Source organism: Alicyclobacillus contaminans DSM 17975, from assembly GCF_000429525.1.
GTDB lineage: Bacteria > Bacillota > Bacilli > Alicyclobacillales > Alicyclobacillaceae > Alicyclobacillus_A > Alicyclobacillus_A contaminans.
In genome coordinates, this window is the sequence record NZ_AUCA01000007.1 from 1 (window position 1) to 17194 (window position 17194).

Consider the following 17194-nt stretch of genomic DNA (forward strand, 5'->3'; position numbering starts at 1 on the left):
GCAGGAGTGAGCAGACACCCACGAACCGGGTCTGGTGGCGATAGCGGAGGGGAAACACGCGTACCCATCCCGAACACGACCGTTAAGACCTCCAGCGCCGAGGATACTTGGGGCGGGAGCCCCTGGGAACGTAGGACGCTGCCAGGCGAAGGAACATGAGCCCAACAGGTCATCTCCTGTTGGGCTCTTTGTATTGTCCTCGGATCGACCAGGAGTGGACGAAAGAGCCAGAGCCTTCGTCTGTCTCGTCTCAATCCGGGGACATGATGTGGTGAGAGCGTCTTTGTGGCGTTGAAAGCGCAGGGCTTTCACGGATCGTCAACTATACGGATCCACCGATGACCGACGTTTCCGGCCGGACGAGGCCATACGCAGCCAAATCCACATATTTCCCCCATTTCACAACATGGTGTTTCAATGTACCTTCGTATTGCATTCCAATCTTCTCCATGACCCGCGTGGATGCTGGATTGTGTGTCATCGCATAGGCGTACAGCCGATGGAGTTGGAGGTCTCGCCAACCAAAGTCACGTACGGCGGCCGCTGCCTCTGTGGTGTAACCTTGGTTCCAATATTGAGCGCCTAGCCAGTAACCCATCTCCGCGTGTTGAAACTCCCGATTCACACGCAAAGAGATGGCTCCCACCAATGTATGGCCTATACGCAGCGTAATGGCGAACGTGTACTGCTTGCCTTCGGCCGCAGCTTGCGCATGACCAGCAATCCACGCCTCTGCTGCCCCATCGGGATACGGGTAAGGGATGTGGAGGGTTGTTTCCGCGATTCGTCTGTCGTTGCACAGCTGCTGCACTGTGGTAGCATCCTCCAAGACGAACGGCCGAAGTCGCAACCGGTGGGTCGTCAACACCTGATCGCTCATGTTCAGCAACGTCAGCACACCCCTCTTTCGTTTTGCCGATTCTACCATGCGTGACATGATCCCGTCACCACCATGGGATCCTTATCGATTTGAAAGTGTTCCGAACGCGGGCACTCATACATGGACCTGGATTATCGGATTCTTTTCTCGAAGTTCAGCGATGAAGGAACTCTCGTCTCTTGGAGACATGCACATCATTCTCGATAGTGTGAGGCGATGTTCTGGTACAACTACGGGAAGCTAGAGTGTGGTGAAACCCGCCTGTTACTTCAGGCGGGTCAGCGCTTCGTACCCAGTGAACCAGGCCGGGATCCCGGCGGTGAGTACAGCGGTCAGGAGACATTCGGCCAACTGTGCCTTGGTGGCGCCCTTTGCCATTGCGCCGTTGACGTGGATGTCGACACCGAGTGGATAGCGCTCGGATGCGTTGATGGCCATCAGCACCAGTTCCTTCAGGTAGGGCGGGATGGATTGTTCGGCAAGTGCGGCGTTGCGGAGATTTGTGTAACTGACGTAGATATCCGGGCTGAAGGATCTCATCAAGGCCGCCCATTCTGGGATGGCGGAAAAAGTTTGCACGTAGTAGGAATCGCATTCTTCTACGGTGGTTAGAGTTGGCAGAGATAAATGGTCGATCGCTGTCGTTGTAGCGCCGCCCTCAACACTTCCGTCAGGCCCGGCTGTAACGCCGCTAATGGTGTGCTCCAGTGCAAATTGAACCGCCTTCCGGCCTTCCAGCCACGCTGGCAAGCCGCGCGAAATTACGGTGGCCAGGACGGTGTCCGCAATCTCCAAAGCGGTAGCGCCAGCGTCCAGGGCGCCTTGTGTATGGTAAATCATGCTGGTCTCATAGCGGCGGGCAGCGTTCACCCCGACCAGAATCAATTCCTTCTCTTTGCGGGTGAGTGCACCGTCCTTCATGGCGTTCGTGCGCAGTGCCGTATAGTGATGCAAACCTTCCGGCACAAAGTCGTGCATGGCCTGAACCCAATCGGGTACCTTGCCGTAGATTTCTTTGAATACCTGCAAGGGATCCATGTCCATCTACCTCCATGTTTTTGTTCTGTCCAATCTGACCGTCCATCGACAATCGTGGCCATTCTCGGATCCCCAGGCCATCCAAACTTTCTGCGGATTGTCCACAAAGGGGCCGCGACCAACCCCTTCATGGACAATCCAGAACCATCTGCTTAGATCGCGGGAATCAGGAGCAAGCAGCCGCCGAAGATGATGATGCCGGCGAAAAGTGTGACGACGCAGTAGCCCATGACGTCGCGAATGCTCAGTTTGGCAATGGCAAGTAAGGGCAGAATCCAGAACGGCTGAATCATGTTGGCGACTTCTTCGCCCATGGAAACAGCCATCGAGACCCTACCGAGGTAGATCGGGCTTTGCGAGAAGTGCTTGGCTGCTTCAATGGCGATGGGGCCTTGCACGGTCCAGTGGCCTCCGCCGGAAGGCACAAACAGCGTGATGATCATGGAGCCGACAAAGTTCATGAAGGGCAGCATCGCCTCGTTGGAGCCTTTAATCAAAGCGAGAGCCAGCATGGTCGCGAGTGAATGGGTATGTGTGTCTGGTGTATAGGTCATGAGGGCCATCAAGCCGCCGTACAGCGGGTATTGCAGAATCAGCGGTCCCGAGGCCTTGGCTGCGTTGCTGAACGCCCGGATGAAGCGAGTCGGTGTCCAGTGCAGAAGCATGCCGATGACCGTAAAAAGCATGATGACTGAACTCAGGTTCAAATTCCCGTGCATGACAAAGAAGAGGACGTACAGCCCAAGCACGAAGAACAGGACGTTGACAATCCAGGCATTCTCCAGGCGGGTCGCAAACGTTTTGGTGGTGACTGGAACTTCAACCTCGGCGTCTTCTAGGGCTTCGGGATCGATTGGGGTCGTTTCCGAAGGAGACATAAACTTCAGCAATAACGGTACGACGATGAGAATGAGTAGGACCGGTATCCAGTTGTACGGTTCAAAAATGGTTTTCGACAGCGGTACGGTCTGTCCGGTCATTTTGAAAATAATGTTCGTGACCGGATCTTTGGCGGTGTCAATCAGGCCAATGGAACTGGAGAAACCGGACGCCCAGGTGATGAATCCCATGTAGGCTGCAGCCACGATAAACCCGAAGTGAATCTCTTGCATCCGCTTCGCAATTTGTTTCGCCAATAACGTACCGATGACGAGGCCGAGGCCCCAGTTAAGAATGGATCCGATACCGCCTACGAGGAATACGAGAATGGCAGCCTGGGTCTGGTTTTTAGGCTTGCTGGCCAGCCATTTCAGGCCTTTCTTGATAATAGGGGCTTCCGCCAGCGTATAGCCGGTGACCAAAATGAGGATCATTTCCAACGCAAAGGTAAAAATGCCACCGCCCCACACGCCGGTGAACCAAGTCGAGACCAGGCCATTGAATGAGGTGCCGCGTACGAAAATGAAGTCACAGATGATGACAATGCCAGTGAGTACGGCTACAAATAAAAACGGATCGGGTACAAGTTTTTGGGTGTAGCGTACAAACAGATTGGTTAGGCCCTTAATCACGAGAATCCTCCTTATCACTAGAATAAAGCGCTGAATGCAAACGGTTTCATTCGTGCCGACAGCGCTTTCTGTTCTGCGGCAACAAAGAAAGCCAAGCATTTTGCCACCTTGAAACAAGCGTCCACAAAACGCCGCACGCGTGCTCGAGATGACAGATTGCTTGGCTTACGATGTTTGTCCAAATGTGTTCATTGGCACAATTGGGACAACGAAAGGACAACCCGTCTGCATACTTTTGCTTTTGTTGATGCAGATTCTAACCGAACGGTCGATAGTTAGCAAGTCTTGATTCTTGATGCTGAAAGCGCTATACTGCTGCCGCAAACAAAAAACGGTTTCTTTGCGTCGCAGTGATGATGAATCACTGCGAATAAACAAGGAAAGCCAAGTTTTTTGTCGTTTAGCGTAATGCTGCTGAACAGACAGAAAGCTTGGCTTTTTTGACGTACGGGGGGCTGTGGCTTGAAAAACAAAATTGTCTCCAAGGAGCAGGCGATTGCAACCATGCACGACGGCGCTGTCGTGATGGTTGGAGGATTTGGGCAGGTAGGAACCCCCCTCGTCCTGATTGACGAGGTGCTGCGCCAGGGATATCGAGACTTGACCGTCATCAGCAACAATGTCGGTGAGCCTGGCAAAGGTCTGAGCCGCTTATTGGAAAACGGGCAACTCAAGAAAGCCATCGGCTCGTACTTTACTAGCAACCGAACTGTGGGCGAATACGTGCTCGCAGGGAAGCTCTCCGTCGAACTCGTGCCGCAGGGGACGTTTGTGGAGCGGATTCGTGCGGGTGGTGCCGGCATTGGCGGTTTCTACACGAGATCTTCCGCAGGCACCCTGATTGGTGAAGGAAAGGAAACCAGGGAGATTAACGGCGAACTGTACGTGCTGGAACAGCCCTTGACAGCTGACTTTGCGCTGATTCGTGCTCACCGCGCAGACAAACTGGGCAACCTTGTCTACCGCAAGACGGCGCGTAACTTCAATCCGGTCATGGCCACGGCGGCCAAAACCGTGATTGTGGAAGTAGATGAGATCGTCGAACCAGGCGAACTGGATGCAGAAGCGATTGTGACGCCCCATCTGTTTGTGGACTACATCGTGGAAAGGGGTCACGAGGATGGCAGACATTAAACATCTCATTGCGGCGCGGGCTGCCAGGGAATTGCAGGACGGCGACATCGTTAATCTCGGCATTGGCATCCCGACGCTCGTGGTCGAACATCTGCCGGACAACGTGGATGTGTTCCTGCACACAGAGAACGGGCTGCTCGGGGTAGGCCCGGCGCCGGGTCCGGACGAGGTCGATCCCGATTTGGTCAACGCCGGCAAACTCCCCGTCACGGAGGTGGTTGGCAGCAGCTTCTTCAGCAGTGACCATTCCTTTGCCATGATCCGCGGCGGGCACATCGATGTGGCCATCCTGGGCGCGCTCCAGGTGGACTCTCGGGGATATGTTGCCAACTGGTCGGTACCCGGTCAGGCCATTCTGGGTGTGGGCGGAGCCATGGACTTGCTGATTGGCGCCAAGAAAGTGATTGTCACCATGAGCCACATGACCCGCGACGGCGAGCCGAAACTGGTCGATACCTGCACACTGCCCATTACAGCTCTACGCCGTGTTGACAAAATCATCACGGAACTCGCCGTCTTTCGCGTCACGGACGAAGGGCTTGTCCTGGAAGAATTGATGCCGGGCGTCACACTTGACGAAGTGCGCACGAAGACCACAGCAAAATTTACGTACGAGGTGAAATGAATATGCAAATCGTTGATTTGACGCTGAACCTTTACGACGGCTTGAAGACGTTCTCCTCTCACCCGAAGTTCACTCTGCTCGACCAGGTGACCTTTGACTTTTCCGCGCCTCGCTACGAGCTGCCATGTGAAGGGTTCGAGTCGAAGCTCTTGATTGTGTCCGATCACGGCGGCACCCACGTAGACGCCCCAAGCCATTTCATTAAAGGTGGCAAAAACATCGACGAAGTCGCGCTCGACAAGCTGATTGGAAGCGCGGTCTGCATTGACGTGTCCGACAAGGCGCAGGACGCCGTGATTGACAGCCGTTTGCTTGCCGAAAAATGCGAAGCGCACAATTTGGAAATCCGCGAAGGGGACATTGTGCTGTTGCGCTCATTCCCGGGTTCCTGGGGCGAAGGCGCATTCCATCAGTGGCAGGGCATCAATGACGACGGAGCGGCTTGGCTGCAGGCCAAAGGCATCAAGGCCCTCGGAATGGATTTGGGCGTCGTGGATGAGGTCGGCAACCCGCATCGCCCGGTGCACATGCGGATGCTTGGTGCCGAAATTCTCTTGATTGAAAATCTTGTCAACCTAGACCAGGTCGCCAATTCTCGTTTCCTCTTCATCGGGCTGCCGCTGAACATCAAAGGGGCAACAGCGTCTCCCATCCGCGCCGTCGCCATAAAAGACAAGGAGAGTGCACTGCAATGAACGAGTTAACCATTGGCCATCTGTTCGAGTGGAACGGGAAAACCGTGGTGATTACTGGGGCGGGCGGCAGCATCGGATCGACCCTCGCCCACGCCTTTGCTTACTATGGTGCGAATTTGGCGTTGATTGATAAAAATGCGGCATCTATGGAAAACATCTCCCGCGTTATCACCGATATGGGCCGGACCTGCCGTTCGTATGCCATCGACATCACCAAGGAGACTGACGTGAAAGAGACGATGGCCGACATTCAGCAGCAGTTCGGCTCCGTCGACATCCTGATCAATCACGCCGGCATGAACATTCGTCAGCCAGCTGTGGAGTACGACAAGGCAGACTTCGACAAAGTGCTTGGCGTCAACCTCGGAGGGATGTTCCTGATGGCCCGTGAAGCCGGCAGGTACATGATTGAACAAGGCGGCGGCAAGATCATCAACACTGCGTCGGTTTCGGCCGTTCGCGGGCATAAACGACAAGTTGCGTACGCCTCGAGCAAAGGCGGCGTGGCGCAGTTGACAAAGGTGCTCGCGCATGAGTGGGCGCAGTACGGCGTGAACGTCAATGCCGTTGGCCCTGGCTATATCTACACCAACCAGACGAAAGATTTGCTGGCCGATGATGTGTCGCATCAATTCATTCTCGAAAAGATCCCGATGGGGCGGATTGGTGAACCGTCCGATCTCGTTGGCGCCTACCTCTTCTTGGCTTCCCCGGCCGCCGATTACATTACCGGCCAGATATTGTTCGTCGACGGCGGCCGCCTGATTGACTAGCACTTTGCAACATCAACGGAGGATGGACGATGAAAGCCATTGTAAAGGAAACCTGGGACAATGGGATGGCGGTCAAAGACATCGAGATGCCCGCGCCGAAGGCGGATGAAGTGAGGATTCGCGTCATCGGATCCGCCATTTGCGGAAGCGATCTGCACATCTATGAGAGTGCCCCCGGTTATGAGTGGCTGAACCTGCCTATGATACCGGGCCACGAGCTGTGCGGCATCGTGGAGGCCGTTGGGGCTGAGGTCGATGCGGGACTCATCGGCTCGCGCGTCGTCGTCAACCCCTACATGCCTTGCGGCCACTGTGAACAATGCAAGTCAGGGCATCCCAACCTGTGTGACGGTGGGCAGATGGTTCTCGACAAAATCCCATCGGAGGCTCTGCAGATTGGTTTTCGCCGGGCGGGGGGCATGGCGGAGTACGTCGCCGTGCCGGCAGCCAATGTCCTGCCGCTGCCGGAAAGTGTACCGGACGATGTGGCCAGCATGCTGGAATCGTTTGCAGTGAGTGTTCACGCAACCGAACACGTGGAATTTACAGGGGCGGAAACGGTTCTCGTGATTGGCCCCGGCCCCATCGGGCTGGGCGTTGTTGGGGCCCTGCACGCACTCGGCGTCAAAAAGATCCTCGTGGCCGGCCTGACGCCGGACGCAAAACGGCTTCAGATTGCCAAATCTCTCGGAGCTAGTCGAGTGTTCGATGCGTCGCAAGAGCCGTACAAGGATGTCGTCATCAGCGAGACGGACGGGCGCGGAGTTGACGTTGTGTTTGACTGCACCGGCCATCCGCAGGGATTGAACGAAGCCATCGCCATTGTGAAACGCGGCGGTAAGATTGTGCTGGTTGGGATTTACGGGCGGCCTGCGGAACTGCCGGCAAATGCGCTCGTTCGTGGGGAACTCACCATTCAAGGCACGTACGGCACCACGCCTGGCGCCTTTGCCAAAGCAATTCAATATGTGGCAGATGGGGATGTTGACCTTACACCAATGGTTACGCACGTCATGCCCATTGTGCAGGTGGACGAGGCGTTTCATTACGCGCATAGTAAGGAAGGATGCAAGATTGTTCTAAAGCCTTAAGGAGATGGTGACATGGATACCATTCTCGTAACGGGATACGCGCCGGCCCCGCAGGGAAGTTCCATGTATGAAGCGTACAAGACTGCCGGTGTGGTGCTGGAGATCAACCCGCATACGAACACCTTGATACGGGCGGAATTCACCTTTGTAACCGGGTTGGCCAAGGATTACGTGTCCCGTTTAATCAATGGCTATGACTTGAGCCAGGGGATTGATCCGCTCATCAAACGAATTCAAACCCACTATTTCACACCCTCCACCGAAGCAGTCGTGATGGCGCTGCGGGTGGCTTATCAGCGTTATCAGCAATCGGCGCTGCCGAAACTGGGCCTAGCCCCAAGACACGTGAAGGAGTGAGCCACATGTCAGAGAACGTATGGCTGGTCGAATACGTTCGAACACCGATTGGCCGCGTTGGCGGGGCCTTGAAGAGCGTGCGCCCGGATGATTTGGCGGCCATCGTCATTGCGGAAGTCGTCAAGCGATCCGGGATTGACGGCGCACAGGTGGATGATGTCGTCTTCGGTTGTGCGAACCAGGCGGGGGAAGACAATCGCAACGTGGCGCGGATGGCCGCACTGCTCGCGGGACTGCCGGAAACCGTGCCTGGGGTGACGGTCAACCGGCTGTGTGCCTCTGGGCTGGATGCGTTCAATCAGGCGGCGCGAGCGATTGCCCTCGGTGACGCCGATATCATGATTGCCGGCGGCGTGGAAAGCATGACCCGGGCACCACTTGTCCTGCAAAAGCCAGAAACCGAATTTGTACGCGGTAACCAAACGATGTGGGATACTCAACTCGGCTGGCGGATGGAGAATCCCAACTTTCCCTATCCCACGGAAGCTCTCGGCGTGACCGCAGAAAATGTTGCTGAGAAATACAACATCAGCCGGGAAGATCAGGATGCGTTTGCTCTCCGGAGCCAGCAAAAAGCGCGGAAAGCGCAGGAGAACGGAATTTTCGCAGAGGAAATCGTGCCGGTGCTGGTCCGCGAACGTAAGCAGGAACGGTGGGTCACAGAGGACGAACATCTGCGTCCGGACACCACGCTGGAAACCCTCGCAAAATTACGGCCCGTGTTTAAAGCAGACGGCACAGTGACGGCCGGGAACTCATCCGGCATCAATGACGGCGCTGCTGCGCTGCTGCTGGTCTCGGAAAGGCGGGGCCGGGAACTCGGCCTGAAACCGCTCGCCCGCTATGTGGCCAGCACCAGCGCCGGGGTCAGTCCGTCGTTCATGGGGATTGGGCCGATTCCCGCCACCCGCAAAGTGCTTGCCCGCACTGGACTCGCTATTGACGATATGGACTGGATTGAATTGAATGAAGCGTTTGCTTCACAATCTGTCGCATGCATCCGTGAACTCGGGATGGATGAATCCCGCGTTAACCCACATGGTGGGGCCATCGCCCTTGGCCATCCGCTTGGTTGCTCAGGCGCCCGTTTGGTGGGAACGCTCGCCCGTCAGCTGGCGAGGACCGAAGCGCGTTACGGCCTTGTCACTTTGTGTGTGGGCGTTGGCCAAGGTGTAGCCACCATTTTGGAGCGCGTTACGCCGTAAAGGATTTGCAAGAAAAGACGACCTATTCCACTGAGGCCAATAGACAATTCCGATAGACCGCGTGGGAGCTCCGTTACCGAACCCAACTTCATGCAAAAGCAGTTCGTCAGAGTCTTGCGCTGCGGCTATAATAACGGGGACTGGACTGTTGTGTAAGGAAAGGATCGATGGCATGCTGCCGAAAGCGAAGTTGGACCGGATCAATGCCCTGGCGCGCAAACAGAAGCAGACGGGGTTAACGCCCAGCGAAGTCGAAGAACAGAAGGCCCTGCGGATGGAATACCTGGCTGCCTTCCGCAAGGCGTTTCGCGAACAGTTGGAACAGATTGAGTGGGTGGACGACGCGGATACCCCCACAAAGCCGCCGCTGCAATGACGGTGTTCCACGTGGGGGCTCCGCCCGGGCCCCGGGGTCTTGGCATCAGCGGGAGGAGGGCGGCGCATCCGTTCGTCGCATGGTTGCAGTGCCGAAGCCACTCTTCCCTCCGTTTTCAATCTCCTGAACGATCCGACTTTTTATCCACAAGCTGGAGCTCCCCCTGATTTCCTGCCCCTCATTTTGTACCATAGACAAAAAACCACACACCCCAGACTCACTTGAATGACAAAAACGATGTCCGAGTCTGAATGTGGGTAAAGTTTTCGGATAAAAAATCCGGTGATCAGCCCAGTCATCATCAGCGTAAACAACAAAACAATGAACATTCTCATCGGTTCGAAAATGAACAGGATGAACGTTTTCATGGTTCCCCCTGAGCAGACGCCATATCACCAAAACTACAACCAAACACATCGCCTGTAAAGGAGCTCCTATCCGACAACCTCTCTGACCTTCGCCATTCGTCCCATCCGGAAGCCCTTCCATGAATGCATCAAAACGGCTGCCCACCGGCCCCCGCGAGATCAGGCTATCGATGCTCCATTGTCTCCTTGCCCGCATGGATTCATTGCGAGGATGGCCGGCGACACCGTATGATGATGACATCGAAAGGTGGGTTCTCCATGTTGCACATTGAGCGCGTGACCACACTCGAGGCGTGCGCCGCCTGCAGGTCTCTGGCAGAAGCCGTATGGGGCGAGGGTGCCGCCTGCTCGACCGCGCAGTTGCTGGTGCATGCCAAATACGGCGGTGTCGTGTTGATTGCCTATGATTCCGGTGAACCCGTCGGTTTCCTATTCAGTTTTCCGGTTTTGTATCGCGGAGAGTGGGTGCTCTGGTCCCACGAAACCGCGGTGCTACCGGATTTTTTGCATCGAGGCATCGGCAGCGAGCTCAAGCGGACCCAACGTCGGTTGGCCGCAGAACTCGGGTACCGGACCATTGCCTGGACATTCGATCCGCTCATCGCCCGCAATGCTCACTTCAATTTGCGCAAGCTCGGAGCCAGTGTGGCGGAGTTCCAGCGCAACGTCTATGGGCAGGATCCGGGGGATAGGGTCAATCGTGGGATTGAGACGGACCGGTTCATTGCGGTCTGGCCTGCGGCTGTTGAACCCGAAGCCGTGCCGCAGGTCACGAGCGACAGGGTACCCGAGACGCTGGTGTTGGCGGTGGCGGAGGACGAGGCACCGCAACTGCAGCCGCTGGTGACTGCCCTGGCCAATCCGGAGACGTTGGATTCGGATGTCACCGGTGACCTGCCGGACGTTGTTGGGACCGCCATTCCACTTCGGTTTGAGCAGATGCTGCAGACGCGAACCGCGCAGGCATGGGCGTGGCGTTATGCGTTCCGCACTGCGGCGGAGCGGCTGTGGGCGGGCGGGTACCGGCCGACGCAGATCATCCGGCGCCATCGAGATGCCGTGTATTGTTGGGAGAAAGGGGTCGTATGATGAAGATACAATCGGTGACCTTGCGGCGCCTGCTGACGCCCATGCGCGAGCCGTTTCAGACGTCGTTTGGGACAGAGGAAGACAAAGATGTCGTCATTGTTGAACTGCGGACCGCGAACGGTGGGGTGGGCTTCGGCGAGTGTGTCGCCAGCACCGCGCCGCTGTACAGCGAGGAAACCAATGACACCGCGTGGCATGTGATGGAACGGTTTCTCATCCCAAAGTTGTTTGAACTGGACATCCAATCCGCAGCCGACCTGCGGTCGGTATCCATCGCGTTTGCACCCATCAAGCGCAACAACATGGCCAAAGCGGCGCTGGAGATGGCGGTCTGGGATGCATGGGCAAACGAACAACAGACTCCTCTGCCCGAACTGCTTGGCGGTGAACGGAGAGAAATTCCGGTGGGCATCAGTGTGGGCATTCAGCCGACCATTCCGGATTTGCTGAGAAAAATCGAGGGCTATCTCGAGCAGGGATTCCAGCGAATCAAAGTAAAGGTCAAACCGGGCTGGGACGTGGACGTTCTGCGCGCCATCCGGCAAGCGTTTGGGGACATCCCGTTGATGGCGGATGCCAACAGCGCGTATCGCTTGGACGATGCGGATCATCTGCGAAAGTTTGACGAATTTGGCCTGATGATGGTGGAGCAGCCGCTGGCGCACGACGACATCATTGACCACGCCGCGTTGCAACGCCGCTTAGTAACCCCGATTTGCCTGGACGAGAGCATTCACAGCGCCGCAGACGCGCGCAAGGCGATGGAGCTTGGCGCATGTAAAATCATCAACCTGAAGCTGGGGCGCGTCGGCGGGTTCGCGGAAGCGCTGCAGATTCACGAGCTTTGCCGGCGACAGGGGATTGATCTGTGGTGCGGCGGCATGTTGGAGACCGGCATTGGTCGCCTGCACAATATTGCCATCACCTCGCTGCCTGGCTTCACACTGCCTGGGGACACGGCGCCGAGTGCCCGTTATTTTGAACAAGACATCATCCATCCTCCTGTGACGTTCTCGGCACCGGGAACTCTCGCGGTCGAACCGCTGTGTGGAGTGGCGGACAGAGTGCGGCGAGAGCGGTTGGACGCGTGGACGGTCAAGGTGCAGACGTACGAAGCGTCTCGTGAAGGAGTCGGTGGCTGATGACACGCTGGAAAACCGCGCTATCGGCCATGCGGCCAGAGTTGGAAGCCTTGTTTCAGCATCTGCACACCCATCCGGAAATCAGTTGGCAGGAATATGACACCACACGCTACCTGGCCGAACGCCTAACGGATTGGGGATTCCGGGTTCGACGATTCGAAACGTGCACGGGATTGACGGCTGACTGGGGACCCGATACAGGTCCCACGGTGGCGCTTCGTACCGATATCGACGCCCTCTGGCAGGTGGTGGACGGCGAATGGCAGGCGAATCATTCGTGCGGCCACGACGGGCACATGACCGTGGTGACGGGCGCTCTGCGATTACTTCAGCAGGCGTTTCCCACCTCGCCGGTCCGCATCCGCGCCATCTATCAACCGGCGGAGGAAACCGGAGAAGGCGCGCGCCAAATGGTTGAACTCGGTGCCCTGGACGACGTGGTGTTTCTGTTCGGGGTGCATCTGCGGCCGAAGGAGGAACTGAGCAGTGGCCAGTTTTCTGCGTGCATCCGCAACGGCGGCGCCATCCAAATCGATGGGCGCATCACGGGCACGGCCGCGCACGGCGCTCGGCCGCACCTCGGGGTGAACGCCATCGAGGCGGCCATCGCGGGCTGGCAGGCCGTGCAAACGCTGCACTTTCCGCCCATGATCCCGCATTCGGTCAAAATCACACGGCTGGAGGGCGGTGGCCAGAGCACCAATATCATTCCCGATACTGCGCAGTTTTCCTTTGATTTGCGGGCCGAGACGAACGAGTTGCTGGACCAGCTCGTACACCAGGTGGAATCCAGGGTCCGCCAGGCGTGTGCCATGATGGGGGCGGAGGTGGAATTTCACCGCGGATCCCGGGTGATGGCCGCACAGGTCGACGATACGGCCCGCCGTTTGCTGGCGGAAGCCATTGTGGACTGCTTCGGCGAGGCAGCGTTGGTGCCCGAGGTGGTGACACCAGGGGCGGAGGACTTTCATTACTACACGGCGTTGCGCCCGGACGTGAAAGCGACGATGCTCGGGCTTGGCTGCAATCTGACGCCGGGATTGCACCATCCGAAGATGCACTTTGATCGGGAATGCCTGTTGGACGGCGCGGAAATTTTGGCGGAGGCCGCGGCGCGGGCTGCCCGGATGCTGGGGATGGAGCGCGTGTCGCCGGATCATTCAGCGAGCGGAGCTTAGAAGTGGCGCCAGAAAAGTACGTCTTTTCATAATCGTAGAAATGGTATATCATTTGCTGGAAATGATGACAGAACATGCACCAATCAACAGCGGTCTGAAAGCCGAGATGGATGGGTACCTCGTTCCGAAATCTTGCCGAAGAAGGTGAGATGCATGGTTTGGTGGGAATGGTTGATTGCGGCAGCGGTGCTCGGCATTGTGGAAGTGCTGACCGTGACGTTCGTCCTGCTGTGGATTGCCATTGGGGCGTTGATCACGGCGTTCCTGACACCGTTCGTTCCAACCCCGTGGATGCAATTGCTCATTTTTGCCGTAATCAGTGTGATCTCGTTGATTGCGACTCGGCCTTTGGTGCGCCGGTGGCGATCGCCGCGGGGCCTGCCGCTGCAGCGAGATCATATGGTGGGGCAGCGCGGGGTGGTGGTCACCGCCGTGGAGCCGGGTGCATACGCGACGGTGCGCGTCAAAGGAGACCTGTGGAGCGCCCGATGCGACCAGCCCCTGAAGGAAGGCCAGGAAGTCGCGGTGGTGGCGGTGTCATCCGCTGTGCTCACGGTGGTACCTGTAAAGGAGGCGTTTGACCAATGATCCCGACCATTATCCTGATTCTGATTGTCATTCTGGTATTGGTCACAATTCTGCGGAGTATTCGCATCATTCCCCAGCAGCGCGTGGCGATTGTGGAACGCTTGGGCAAGTATCACGCGACGCTGAATCCCGGTGTCAATTTGATCATTCCGTTTATCGACCGCGTGGCCCGCACGATTGATCTCCGCACGCAGCAGGTGGTGGTGCCGCCGCAGATGGTGATTACGAGAGATAACGTGCAGATTCAGATAGACACCGTTTTTTTCTACACGGTGACCGATCCGAAAACGGCCACGTACAACATCGCCAATGTGGTGCAGGGTATCCAGAACATTACAGCCGCCAATATCCGCCAGGTGGTTGGACACATGGAATTGGATGAAACATTGGCAGGGAGAGATAAAATCAGCCTCTCGCTGCGCACGGCGCTCGACGAGGTCACGGAGCAATGGGGCGTTCGCATTGACCGTGTGGAGATTGTGGACATCAAGCCGCCGAAGGAAATTCAGGATGCGATGGAAAAGCAAATGAAGGCGGAGCGGGAGAAGCGCGCCAACATCCTGCAGGCGGAGGGGGAGCGGCAGGCGGCCATTCTCAAAGCTGAAGGTGAGAAACAGAGCGTGATTCTGCGCGCGGAAGGTGAAAAGGAGTCGCGCATTCGCGAAGCGGAAGGTCTGCGTCAGGCGCAGCAGTTGGAGGCCGAGGGCCGGGCTCAGGCCATTCGCCTGGTGGCGGAGGCGGAGAAGCAGCGGATTCAGATGCTGCAGTCAGCCGGATTGGACAGCAAGGTGCTGACCTACCAGTCTTTCGATGCGTTGAAGGGTATGGCCGACGGCCAGGCGACCACGCTGTTTGTTCCGTCCGAGGCGATGAGTGTGCTCAGCGCCCTCGGAGCCATCAAGACCGCGCTGTCGCAAACGCCGGAACAGGACTGATTCATCGCGCATGGCGCGAAAGCCTCCGGGCTTGTGCCCGGAGGCTTTGTGCTGGGCCGGGGCCGGTGCACCGGGCCCCTGGTCAGTGCGAGGACAGCGCTTGATCCAAGTCTTCCAGAAGATCCTCAACGTCCTCCAAACCCACAGAGATGCGGATGAGGCCGTCGCTGATGCCAAGCTCGTCCCTGCGCGCTTTCGGGATGGAGGCGTGGGTCATGCGGGCGGGCACAGAGATCAGGCTCTCCACCGCCCCGAGACTTTCCGCCAAGGTGAAATAGCGCGTTTTGTTTAACACCGCATCCACTTTGTCCGCCTCTCCGACATCGAATGAGATCATGCCGCCAAATCCGCGCGCTTGGGTGCGGGCCACGTGGTGACCGGGATGGTCGGGCAGCCCCGGATAGTAGACCTTGCACACGGACGGATGTTGGCCGAGAAAATCCACAATGCGCCGAGCGTTGCGTTCGTGTTCCTCCATGCGCACGCCCAGGGTCTTGATGCCGCGCATGAGCAGCCAGGCGTCCTGCGGGCCGAGGATGCTGCCGGTGGCGTTCTGGATGTAGTGCAGGCGGTCTGCCAGCGCTTCGCTGTTGACCACGGCGATACCAGCCACCACGTCGCTGTGGCCGCCGAGGTACTTGGTTGCGCTGTGGACCACGATGTCTGCGCCCAAATCCAGGGGATTCTGCCAGTACGGCGACAGAAATGTGTTGTCCACAATCAACGTCAGGTGGTGAGCCTTCGCCACGGCCGCCACCTGGCGGATGTCGGTGACCTTGAGCAGCGGATTTGTCGGCGTTTCCAGATACAACGCCTTTGTGTTCGGCTGAATCGCCGCCTCAATGGCGTCCACTCGGCTCGTATCGACAAAGGTGGAGGAGATGCCAAGCCGGTTCAGTACCTGGGTCATCACGCGGAAGGTGCCACCGTACACGTCATCCGTGACGAGCACGTGATCCCCCTGGTTGAACAGCATCATCACGCTGGTGATAGCGGCCATGCCGGACGCAAAGGCGAATCCGCGATGACCGTGCTCCAGGTCGCGCACCAGCGCTTCCAATGCGGCGCGGGTGGGGTTGGCGGTACGAGAGTACTCGTAGCCCTTGTGTTTCCCCACCCCTTCCTGTTGATAGGTGCTCACTTGATAAATGGGGACGGACACGGCGCCCGTCAGTGGATCTGAGCTCACACCGCCGTGAATCAATTGCGTTTTGGTGCGCATGAATCTACCTCCAATGTGGCGCGCGTTTCCGCGCACGTTGTTCGTTTGTGGTGTTACGCATCATAAATGTTTTTGCTCAGGTACCGTTCACTGCCGTCCGGAAAGACGGTGACAATATGGCTGCCATCCGGCGCCTGTTCCGCCTCCAGCAGGGCGGCATGGAAGGCGCTGCCGGACGAACTGCCCACCAGCAATCCCTCTTTGCGCGCCAGTTCCGCCACACGTCGAAAGGCGTCCGCGTCAGATACGGTGTGGATGCCGTCAAAGTGCGACGGGTCCATGTAATCGGGCAGAAACTCCATGCCGATACCCTCTGTCCGGTGCGGTCCAGCCGGTCCGCCGTTGAGGATGGAGCCTTCCGGTTCCACAATCACAGTCTTGCAGGCCGGATTCTTCTCCTTCAGATAACGGGCGGTGCCCATGAACGTGCCGCCCGTCCCGGCCCCAGCGACGAAGATATCCACTTTACCGTCCAACTGCCGCCAAATTTCCGGACCGAGGGTGTGATAGTAGGTCATGGGATTGGCCGGATTTTGGAATTGTTGCGGACAATAACTGCCCGGGATATCCCGCAGAAGTTCCTTGGCTTTGGCAATCGCGCCCTGCATCCCCTCGGCGGTCGGGGTGTGCACAATTTCGGCGCCGAGCGCGCGCATCAACGTCTGTTTTTCGACGCTGAACTTTTCTGGCACACAGACAATCACCCGCAATTGGTGGCGAATGGCCGCCAGCGCCAGGCCGATACCTGTATTGCCGGCAGTCGGTTCTATCACTGTCCCACCAGGTTGGAGTTTGCCCGTGGCCAGGGCCTCTTCTATCAATGCCACGCCCAGTCGGTCTTTGATGCTGCCGCCGGGATTGAGAAATTCCAGCTTGGCGAACAGACGCACGCCGTTTTTCAGGGGAAACTGAGTGATTTCAAGCAGCGGCGTGTTGCCGACCAGCTCCAGGACGCTGCGGTACGCTTCCAACTTCATCTACTCCTTT

Annotated in this window: 18 protein-coding genes and 1 rRNA gene; 14 read left to right on the plus strand and 5 right to left on the minus strand. The window is 57.5% G+C overall.

Annotation, left to right across the window (positions count from 1 at the left end; genetic code table 11):
• Positions 1-30 precede the first annotated feature (30 nt).
• Positions 31-147, plus strand: a 5S ribosomal RNA gene (gene rrf, locus G463_RS0104205).
• Positions 148-322: 175 nt separating this feature from the next.
• Here the strand turns inward: rrf and G463_RS0104210 are convergent.
• The 3 genes from G463_RS0104210 to G463_RS0104220 all read right to left on the minus strand — a co-directional run bounded on the left by G463_RS0104210 (position 323) and on the right by G463_RS0104220 (position 3429).
• A complete protein-coding gene (locus tag G463_RS0104210; protein WP_211227380.1) occupies positions 323-937 on the minus strand; it encodes a GNAT family N-acetyltransferase in 615 nt (204 codons plus the stop codon).
• A gap of 207 nt (positions 938-1144) precedes the next feature.
• Positions 1145-1918 (minus strand): carboxymuconolactone decarboxylase family protein, encoded by a 774-nt coding sequence (locus G463_RS21565; protein WP_169725421.1) that lies wholly within the window; start codon positions 1916-1918, stop codon positions 1145-1147.
• 152 nt (positions 1919-2070) lie between these two features.
• Positions 2071-3429 (minus strand): TIGR00366 family protein, encoded by a 1359-nt coding sequence (locus G463_RS0104220; RefSeq protein ID WP_211227381.1) that lies wholly within the window; start codon positions 3427-3429, stop codon positions 2071-2073.
• A gap of 462 nt (positions 3430-3891) precedes the next feature.
• On the opposite strand from G463_RS0104220, the gene G463_RS0104225 reads away from it, so the two are divergent.
• From G463_RS0104225 to G463_RS18730, 13 genes are all read left to right on the plus strand, one after another.
• Complete coding sequence (locus G463_RS0104225; RefSeq protein WP_026974170.1) at positions 3892-4563, plus strand: CoA transferase subunit A; 672 nt, start codon at positions 3892-3894, stop codon at positions 4561-4563.
• Complete coding sequence (locus G463_RS0104230) at positions 4550-5188, plus strand: 3-oxoacid CoA-transferase subunit B (RefSeq protein WP_026974171.1); 639 nt, start codon at positions 4550-4552, stop codon at positions 5186-5188. Before G463_RS0104225 ends, G463_RS0104230 begins: the two co-directional genes overlap by 14 nt.
• Positions 5189-5190: 2 nt before the next feature.
• Positions 5191-5883, plus strand: coding sequence for a cyclase family protein (locus G463_RS21570; protein WP_051321914.1), 693 nt, complete (start codon positions 5191-5193; stop codon positions 5881-5883).
• Positions 5880-6656, plus strand: a complete 777-nt coding sequence (locus G463_RS0104240) for an SDR family NAD(P)-dependent oxidoreductase (RefSeq protein WP_035485669.1) — start codon at positions 5880-5882, stop codon at positions 6654-6656. Before G463_RS21570 ends, G463_RS0104240 begins: the two co-directional genes overlap by 4 nt.
• A gap of 29 nt (positions 6657-6685) precedes the next feature.
• Positions 6686-7747, plus strand: a complete 1062-nt coding sequence (locus G463_RS0104245; RefSeq protein ID WP_026974173.1) for a zinc-dependent alcohol dehydrogenase — start codon at positions 6686-6688, stop codon at positions 7745-7747.
• Between the two features lie 12 nt (positions 7748-7759).
• Positions 7760-8104 carry a DUF3870 domain-containing protein gene (locus tag G463_RS18715; protein ID WP_051321915.1) on the plus strand — a complete coding sequence of 115 codons (345 nt, stop codon included), beginning with the start codon at positions 7760-7762 and terminating at the stop codon, positions 8102-8104.
• Positions 8105-8109: 5 nt separating this feature from the next.
• Positions 8110-9309, plus strand: coding sequence for a thiolase family protein (locus tag G463_RS0104255; protein WP_026974174.1), 1200 nt, complete (start codon positions 8110-8112; stop codon positions 9307-9309).
• A gap of 148 nt (positions 9310-9457) precedes the next feature.
• Positions 9458-9685, plus strand: coding sequence for a DUF896 domain-containing protein (locus G463_RS0104260; protein ID WP_245575684.1), 228 nt, complete (start codon positions 9458-9460; stop codon positions 9683-9685).
• Between the two features lie 626 nt (positions 9686-10311).
• Positions 10312-11142 carry a GNAT family N-acetyltransferase gene (locus tag G463_RS21575; RefSeq protein WP_051321916.1) on the plus strand — a complete coding sequence of 277 codons (831 nt, stop codon included), beginning with the start codon at positions 10312-10314 and terminating at the stop codon, positions 11140-11142.
• On the plus strand, positions 11142-12284 hold the full coding sequence (menC, locus tag G463_RS0104275; protein WP_026974177.1) for an o-succinylbenzoate synthase: 1143 nt from the start codon (positions 11142-11144) through the stop codon (positions 12282-12284). Before G463_RS21575 ends, menC begins: the two co-directional genes overlap by 1 nt.
• The gene (locus G463_RS18725; protein WP_084171207.1) at positions 12284-13462 is read left to right on the plus strand and encodes an amidohydrolase; all 1179 of its coding nucleotides are present in this window, start codon (positions 12284-12286) and stop codon (positions 13460-13462) included. The genes menC and G463_RS18725 overlap by 1 nt, the downstream gene beginning before the upstream one ends.
• Positions 13463-13615: 153 nt before the next feature.
• Complete coding sequence (locus G463_RS0104285) at positions 13616-14050, plus strand: NfeD family protein (RefSeq protein WP_035485672.1); 435 nt, start codon at positions 13616-13618, stop codon at positions 14048-14050.
• On the plus strand, positions 14047-14985 hold the full coding sequence (locus G463_RS18730) for an SPFH domain-containing protein (protein ID WP_051321917.1): 939 nt from the start codon (positions 14047-14049) through the stop codon (positions 14983-14985). The genes G463_RS0104285 and G463_RS18730 overlap by 4 nt, the downstream gene beginning before the upstream one ends.
• Positions 14986-15067: 82 nt before the next feature.
• On the opposite strand, the gene G463_RS0104295 is transcribed toward G463_RS18730, so the two are convergent.
• Together G463_RS0104295 and G463_RS0104300 are read right to left on the minus strand one after the other, a co-directional pair.
• On the minus strand, positions 15068-16207 hold the full coding sequence (locus tag G463_RS0104295) for a bifunctional cystathionine gamma-lyase/homocysteine desulfhydrase (protein ID WP_026974179.1): 1140 nt from the start codon (positions 16205-16207) through the stop codon (positions 15068-15070).
• Positions 16208-16260: 53 nt separating this feature from the next.
• Positions 16261-17184 carry a PLP-dependent cysteine synthase family protein gene (locus G463_RS0104300; protein WP_425387052.1) on the minus strand — a complete coding sequence of 308 codons (924 nt, stop codon included), beginning with the start codon at positions 17182-17184 and terminating at the stop codon, positions 16261-16263.
• Positions 17185-17194: the final 10 nt, after the last annotated feature.

Coding starts and splice junctions, on each gene's coding strand:
- G463_RS0104295 (WP_026974179.1), bottom strand. CDS start 16,207: ATGCGCACCAAAACGCAATTGATTCACGGCGGTGTGAGCTCAGATCCA.
- G463_RS0104255 (WP_026974174.1), top strand. CDS start 8,110: ATGTCAGAGAACGTATGGCTGGTCGAATACGTTCGAACACCGATTGGC.
- G463_RS21565 (WP_169725421.1), bottom strand. CDS start 1,918: ATGGATCCCTTGCAGGTATTCAAAGAAATCTACGGCAAGGTACCCGAT.
- G463_RS0104285 (WP_035485672.1), top strand. CDS start 13,616: ATGGTTTGGTGGGAATGGTTGATTGCGGCAGCGGTGCTCGGCATTGTG.
- menC (WP_026974177.1), top strand. CDS start 11,142: ATGAAGATACAATCGGTGACCTTGCGGCGCCTGCTGACGCCCATGCGC.
- G463_RS0104245 (WP_026974173.1), top strand. CDS start 6,686: ATGAAAGCCATTGTAAAGGAAACCTGGGACAATGGGATGGCGGTCAAA.
- G463_RS21575 (WP_051321916.1), top strand. CDS start 10,312: ATGTTGCACATTGAGCGCGTGACCACACTCGAGGCGTGCGCCGCCTGC.
- G463_RS18725 (WP_084171207.1), top strand. CDS start 12,284: ATGACACGCTGGAAAACCGCGCTATCGGCCATGCGGCCAGAGTTGGAA.
- G463_RS18715 (WP_051321915.1), top strand. CDS start 7,760: ATGGATACCATTCTCGTAACGGGATACGCGCCGGCCCCGCAGGGAAGT.
- G463_RS18730 (WP_051321917.1), top strand. CDS start 14,047: ATGATCCCGACCATTATCCTGATTCTGATTGTCATTCTGGTATTGGTC.
- G463_RS0104210 (WP_211227380.1), bottom strand. CDS start 937: ATGTCACGCATGGTAGAATCGGCAAAACGAAAGAGGGGTGTGCTGACG.
- G463_RS21570 (WP_051321914.1), top strand. CDS start 5,191: ATGCAAATCGTTGATTTGACGCTGAACCTTTACGACGGCTTGAAGACG.
- G463_RS0104230 (WP_026974171.1), top strand. CDS start 4,550: ATGGCAGACATTAAACATCTCATTGCGGCGCGGGCTGCCAGGGAATTG.
- G463_RS0104240 (WP_035485669.1), top strand. CDS start 5,880: ATGAACGAGTTAACCATTGGCCATCTGTTCGAGTGGAACGGGAAAACC.
- G463_RS0104300 (WP_425387052.1), bottom strand. CDS start 17,184: ATGAAGTTGGAAGCGTACCGCAGCGTCCTGGAGCTGGTCGGCAACACG.